Genomic DNA, 6,092 nt, shown 5'->3' on the forward strand with positions numbered 1-6,092 from the left:
CTAGCGGCGTTCATCGCTCGCTGAAGCGATCTCCTACAGGAGACATGATCGCTGGTTTTGGTAGGAGCACGATTTATCGGGCGAGGGCTTGGTCGGCTATCACTCGCTGGCGTTCATCGCTCGCTGAAGCGATCTCCTACAGGGGGCAGGATCGCTGGTTTTGGTAGGAGCACGATTTATCGGGCGAGGTCTTGGTCGACTATCACTCGCTGGAGCAAGCTCCACAATTGACAGATCATGCGTTTATCAGTAGGATTCGCCCCCGTTGGACGGCTACGTAGCTCAGCTGGTTAGAGCACATCACTCATAATGATGGGGTCCCCTGTTCGAATCAGGCGTAGCCACCACGACGAACATGAAAAGCCCGACAGATGAAACATCGTCTGTCGGGCTTTTTTCGTTTGCCGCCACGAACGCCTGTCTAGCGTGCCGCCCGCCCCATCAAACGCGGCTCCTGCTCAAGGGCGACATCGAAACGGGCCTGCACCTCCTCAATGACATGCCGGGCCAGGGCAAGCAGCTCTGCGGCACTACCGCCGCCATGATGCACCAGTACCAGCGCCTGACGCTCGTGAGTACCCACATGGCCCTCCCGCAATCCCTTCAGACCGCACTGATCGATCAGCCAACCGGCAGCGAGCTTGACCCCGCCATTGGCAAGCGGGAAGTGCGGCATAGTCGGATGACGTTCCAGCAGCGCCTGAGCATGCCCACTAGAAACCACCGGGTTCTTGAAAAAACTTCCTGCGTTACCCAGCACCTTCGGATCGGGAAGCTTCTCCCGGCGTACCGCGCTGACAGCGGCGACCACATCGCTTGCGCAGGGCCTGGCCGGGAGTCGCGCCGCCAGATCGCCGTAGTCGAGCCGCGGCCGGGCTTGAGGTGACACCCGCAGCACCAGCCGGGTGATGACCACGCGATTCTCAAGGGCGTGCTTGAAGACGCTATCACGATAGCCGAAGGCGCACTCCTCTCGATCGAGTACGGTTTCTTGGCCATCTTCAAGATGCAGCAGATGCACCTGTTCGAGCACATCCGCGAGTTCGACCCCATAGGCGCCGATGTTCTGGATCGGTGCCGCCCCCACATGGCCCGGAATCAGCGCCAGATTCTCGATACCCCAAAGATCCCGCGCAGCCAATGCTTCAACCAGGGCATGCCAGTTCAGACCAGCGCCGGCATGCACCAGCACATCGCCCTCTCCAACCTCTTCGAAACGCAGATCGGCGAAGGTTGGCTTGAGCGCCAGCCCCGGCAGCCAAGGCTGCAGCACCAGATTGCTGCCACCCCCGAGCACCGTCAGCGGCCAGTCCCGCTCCACCGCCTGGCGCAATGCATCCCGTGTCGTCGCAATATCATCGGTTGCCAAAAAGCGTTCTGCCCGACAGGGCAAGCCCAGGGTATTGGCCCTCGACAGATCGACGTTCCGTCGAATCATGCCGTGCCCAGACGCCCACGCAGCTCTTCGATCAGGCCATCGCTAGCCGCTTCGATCATGTCAAACACCTTCTCGAAATGCCCCTCGTCCCCGGTGTAGGGGTCCGGAATTTCCTCGTTGGCGCGACCCGCAAACGCCATGAACAGACTAATGTGAGCCTGACTGTCGGAAGGGCGCAGCGCTTCGAGATTTTTCAGATTCATGTGATCCATGGCCAAGATATAGTCGAAGCGGCGGAAATCCTCTTCCTCTAGCTGGCGCCCACGCAACTGACTCAGATCGACGCCGCGACCCTTGGCAGCGGCAATGGCCCTTGAATCCGGTGGATCGCCGATATGCCAGTCGCTGGTACCGCAGGAATCTACCTCGACCTGCTGCGCCAGCCCCGCTTTATCGAGTCGGGAGCGAAAGACACCTTCCGCGGTGGGAGAACGGCAGATATTGCCCAGACAAACGAACAGAACTCGCATTCAAAACCTCGTGGCGTATTCGAAAACTAATGGCTTGTTTGAAATTTCATGAAATGGGGTGATTGGCCAACAGCTGACGCACTCGCTCAAGATCCGCCAGGGTGTCCACCCCAGCCGGATGAGGCTCATGGCTCAAGGCGACCTGAATGCCGTGACCGTGATGCAGCGCCCGCAGCTGCTCGAGCTGCTCGAGCTGCTCCAGGGGGCTTGGCAGCCAATCCACGTACTCCGCAAGAAAGCCGGCTCGATAGGCATAGAGCCCCACATGGCGAAGCCAGACGTCGGATTCGAGCAGCTCCGGCCGGGTGGCGAAGTGCTCCCGATCCCAGGGAATGGGCGCTCTGGAAAAGTACAGGGCGCGACCTTGCAGATCCCGTACCACCTTGACCACGTTCGGATTGAACAGGGTATCGATATCGCTGATCGACTCCGCCAGGGTGGCAATCGAGGCGCCGGGATCCTCTTCCAGGCGCGCCGCGACCTGATCGATGAGGGACGCGGGCAGCAAGGGCTCATCTCCCTGGACATTGACCAGAATGGCATCCTCCGGCAAGTCGAGATGCCTGGCCACCTCCGCCAGACGATCCGTGCCGGAAGGATGGTCCTCTCGGGTCAGCAGCGCTTCGCCACCCGCCTTCTCCACCGCCGTCTGGATACGCGGATCATCCGTTGCCACCACTACCCGGGTTGCCTGGCTCTGGCAGGCCCGCTGCCAGACCCGCACCACCATCGGCAGCCCGCCGATGTCCAATAGCGGTTTTCCCGGCAGGCGCGTGGAGTGATAGCGCGCCGGAATCACGACAACAAACTCATTCATGAATCACGGCACTCATGCAGATGGCTTGTGGATTCCGGCTTCCTGCCCTTTAGAAAGCCCACTGTCTTGAAGGGTCGGCTTATTGAGTTTCTCATCGACGCTCATGACTCGGGCTTCCTCTTCCAGCATCACCGGAATATCGTCACGAATCGGATAGGCTAGACCATCGAAGTGGCAGCGCAGCTCTGCCTGGTCCCGATCGTATTTGAGCTTGCCCTGACACAGTGGGCAGACTAGTAGCGCGAGTAATTCCTTATCCATTGCTTACCTCCCGGGTAGCCGATTGAAGCGTCTTGAGTCGCGTTTGCAGCCAGTCGGTGAAGGCCGATTCCGGACAAGCCTCTACGTCCAGCGCCCAACAACCGGCATGAACAAAAGGACGGCATTTGACCGCATCCTTGGCAGTCATCACCACCGGCAAGTCGTCATCGAAGCGCAAATCCTCGGCGCTGAAACGATGATGATCCGCCAGCGGGTGCTCATGCACCTCTACGCCGAGAGCTTCCAGAGTGGCGAAGAAGCGCGAAGGATGTCCGATGCCCGCCAAGGCATGCACAGCGCCAGAAAATGGCTGCCTGTCCACAGGATAACAGACCCCATCGACGAGATGGCGCCACCGGGCCGGCCGCAGCTGCATTCGGTAATCCTTGGCGCCGCTTGCGCAGTGAAACCTTTCCTGGGATTCGCCGTTGACCATGATGGCATCGACCTCATCGAGCCGTGAAATAGGCTCTCGCAGCGGCCCTGCCGGCAGGCACCGTTCATTACCGAAACCTCGCTTGCCATCCACCACCACCAGCTCGATATCCCGCCCCAGGGCCAAATGCTGCAGTCCGTCATCGGCGATGACGATATTGCAGCCCGCCTCGATCAGCGCCTGGGCCCCGCGGGGGCGATCCGGATCAACCACCACCGGCAGACCGGTCTGTTGGGCCAACATCAACGGCTCGTCCCCGGACTGGTCCACCGAGGCGTCGATTCCGACGCGAAATGGATAGTTCGATGCCTTACCGCCATAGCCCCGGGAAACGATGCCCGGACGCCAGCCTTGCGCGCTCAAGTAACGCCCCAGCCAGGCGACCAGCGGAGACTTGCCGGTACCGCCCAGGGTGATGTTGCCCACCACGATCACCGGGACCGACAGGCGCTGCACGGGTTTTTGTCCCCTGGCATAAGCACGATGACGACGAGCCACGGCGCGCCGATAAAGCCATTCCAACGGTCTTAGCAGCTTGAGCCAGGCAGCATCCCGGTACCAGGCCTCGACCATTCGACTCACGCCTCGGCCTCGTGAAACTGCAGATGATAAAGCGCCGCATAGGCCCCGCCGCGCTCGAGCAGTTGATCATGGGTGCCGCTCTCGACGACCTCCCCTTGCTCCATCACCAGGATGCGATCCGCGCGCTCGATGGTGGATAGCCGGTGGGCGATGACGAAGGTGGTACGATCCCGGCAAACCTCCTCGAGGGCACGCTGAATATAGCGCTCGGACTCGGTGTCCAGCGCCGAGGTTGCTTCATCCAGAATCAGGATCGGCGCGTCCTTGAAGATTGCCCGGGCAATGGCCAGGCGCTGGCGCTGGCCGCCGGAGAGCATCACGCCGTTGTCTCCTACCACGGTATCGAAGCCCTTGGGCAGGCGCTTGATGAACTCGCTGGCATAAGCGGAGTCCGCTGCTGCCATTATCTGCTCGCGGCTGGCATCCGGAACGCCGTAAGCAATGTTGTCAGCAATCGAGGCGTTGAACAGGGTGACCTGCTGGGAAACCAGGGCGATTTGCTGGCGCAGCGGCGAGAGCTGATACTCATTGATCGCGATCCCGTCGATGGTGACACGCCCCGCGGTCGGATAGTAAAAGCGCGGCAGCAGCCCCATCAGGGTCGTCTTGCCACTGCCGGAGCGACCGACGATGGCAATCAGCTCACCCGGAGCGACGTCGAGATCGATACCCTTTAGCACCTCGGGCTGATCGTCGCCGTAGGCAAAACGAACCCCTTCGAAGCGTACATGCCCCTCGAGTCGCGTTGGTAAAATAGTGCCGTTGTCCGCTTCCGGCGGCACCTCAAGCAGACCGAACAGCTCCTGGGAGGCCGCCAGTCCTTTCTGGATTTCGCTATTGATCTCGGTGAGCTGCTTGACCGGCTTGGCCATCAAGGAGGCAGCGGTGATGAAGGCCACGAACTCCCCGGCGGTCATGCTCGCCATCAGCTCCGGCGCCATCGCCAGCCACACAAGGCCGGCAAGCGCGACCGCGACCAATAGCTGGATGACTGGCGTACTGATTCCCTTGGTCAGCGCTTCTTTCAGGCTCTGTTCGCGATTGTAGTTGCTGGCCTTGGCAAAGCGCTGTTTTTCATACTCCTCGGCGCCGTGGGTACGCACCACCTTGTAGCCGGAGAGCGCCTCGGAGGCCACGTGGGTGACATCCCCCATGGAGCTCTGGATGCGCCGGGAAATGCGCCGAAAGCGCTTGCTGGCAACGCGCACCACCAGACCGATCAGCGGTGTCACGGTCAGAAAGACCAGGGTCAGCATCCAGTTGGTCCAGAGCAGATAGCCAAGCAGACCGATGACGAACAGGCCTTCGCGCAGCAGAATGGTCACTGCCTTGGTGGCGGCGCCGGTTACCTGCTCCACATGGTAGGTCACGCGAGAAATCAGATGACCGCTCGAATGAGAATCGAAGAAACGCCCGGACAGATGCAGCATGTGATTGAACACGTCGCAGCGCAGCGAATGCACCACGTTACGGGCCACATTGCTCATGAAATAGGTGCCTAGAAAGGTACCGACGCCTCGGGCCGAGAACATGCCGATGACGAACAAAGGCAAGAACAGACGAAAAGACGCATCCGGGTTCTGAATGCCGTCGATCAAACGCTTCATCATCTCCGCCAGGGCGGTGCTGGAGGCGGCATAGATCGCATAGCCCAACACCGCCAGGGAAAAGTAGTGCCAGTAGGGTTTGACGTAGCCGAGCAAACGGCGGTAGAGGGTCCAGCTGCTGGATTGGGTCACGGCGTCTCCAGGGGTTCGGAGTCAAGGGCCGCGGGTTGTCGGGTGGCGATACTCACACGCTGTATGCCCAGTGCCGCCGCCTGATCCAGGGCTGCAACCACCGCCGCATGGGTCGTGCGCGCATCCGCCTCGATCACTAGCCCCTGTTCCTTGGCGCTAGCTGCCTCGATCTTTAGCGCCTCGCCTAGTGCCGAGGCAGAACCCAGGGTCCGTTCGCCCAGCCGATACTCTCCGGTCTGGGTGATTGACAGTGTCACCGGCGATGCTTCTTGAGCAGTGGAGCTGTCGCTGCTTGGCAGGACCAGTTCCAGCGCTTGTCGGGTGTCGAAGGTGGTCGAGACCATGAAAA

The 6,092-nt window shown here is 60.8% G+C and carries 7 protein-coding genes and 1 tRNA gene; 1 reads left to right on the top strand and 7 read right to left on the bottom strand.

Going from position 1 to position 6,092, the window contains the following annotated elements:
- Positions 1-271: 271 nt before the first annotated feature.
- Positions 272-347, top strand: a tRNA-Met gene (locus CH74_RS16330).
- A 74-nt stretch (positions 348-421) separates the two neighbouring features.
- On the opposite strand, the gene murB is transcribed toward CH74_RS16330, so the two are convergent.
- The 7 genes from murB to CH74_RS16365 form a co-directional block, all read right to left on the bottom strand.
- Entirely contained in the window at positions 422-1,438 is a 1,017-nt protein-coding gene (gene murB, locus CH74_RS16335; RefSeq protein WP_048308594.1) for a UDP-N-acetylmuramate dehydrogenase, read from the bottom strand.
- Entirely contained in the window at positions 1,435-1,908 is a 474-nt protein-coding gene (locus CH74_RS16340) for a low molecular weight protein-tyrosine-phosphatase (RefSeq protein ID WP_048308595.1), read from the bottom strand. Before CH74_RS16340 ends, murB begins: the two co-directional genes overlap by 4 nt.
- A gap of 46 nt (positions 1,909-1,954) precedes the next feature.
- A complete protein-coding gene (gene kdsB / locus CH74_RS16345; protein WP_048308596.1) occupies positions 1,955-2,725 on the bottom strand; it encodes a 3-deoxy-manno-octulosonate cytidylyltransferase in 771 nt (256 codons plus the stop codon).
- Positions 2,726-2,737: 12 nt separating this feature from the next.
- Positions 2,738-2,986 (bottom strand): Trm112 family protein, encoded by a 249-nt coding sequence (locus tag CH74_RS16350; protein WP_048308597.1) that lies wholly within the window; start codon positions 2,984-2,986, stop codon positions 2,738-2,740.
- Positions 2,979-3,995 carry a tetraacyldisaccharide 4'-kinase gene (gene lpxK / locus CH74_RS16355; RefSeq protein ID WP_048308598.1) on the bottom strand — a complete coding sequence of 339 codons (1,017 nt, stop codon included), beginning with the start codon at positions 3,993-3,995 and terminating at the stop codon, positions 2,979-2,981. Before lpxK ends, CH74_RS16350 begins: the two co-directional genes overlap by 8 nt.
- Positions 3,996-4,000: 5 nt before the next feature.
- Positions 4,001-5,743, bottom strand: a complete 1,743-nt coding sequence (gene msbA, locus CH74_RS16360; protein WP_048308599.1) for a lipid A export permease/ATP-binding protein MsbA — start codon at positions 5,741-5,743, stop codon at positions 4,001-4,003.
- Positions 5,740-6,092, bottom strand: a 353-nt coding sequence (locus tag CH74_RS16365; RefSeq protein ID WP_048308600.1) for a biopolymer transporter ExbD, incomplete at its 5' end; no start/stop codon positions are given. The genes CH74_RS16365 and msbA, both read right to left, overlap by 4 nt.

It is taken from the genome of Halomonas sp. PR-M31, assembly GCF_001039575.1.
GTDB lineage: Bacteria > Pseudomonadota > Gammaproteobacteria > Pseudomonadales > Halomonadaceae > Modicisalibacter.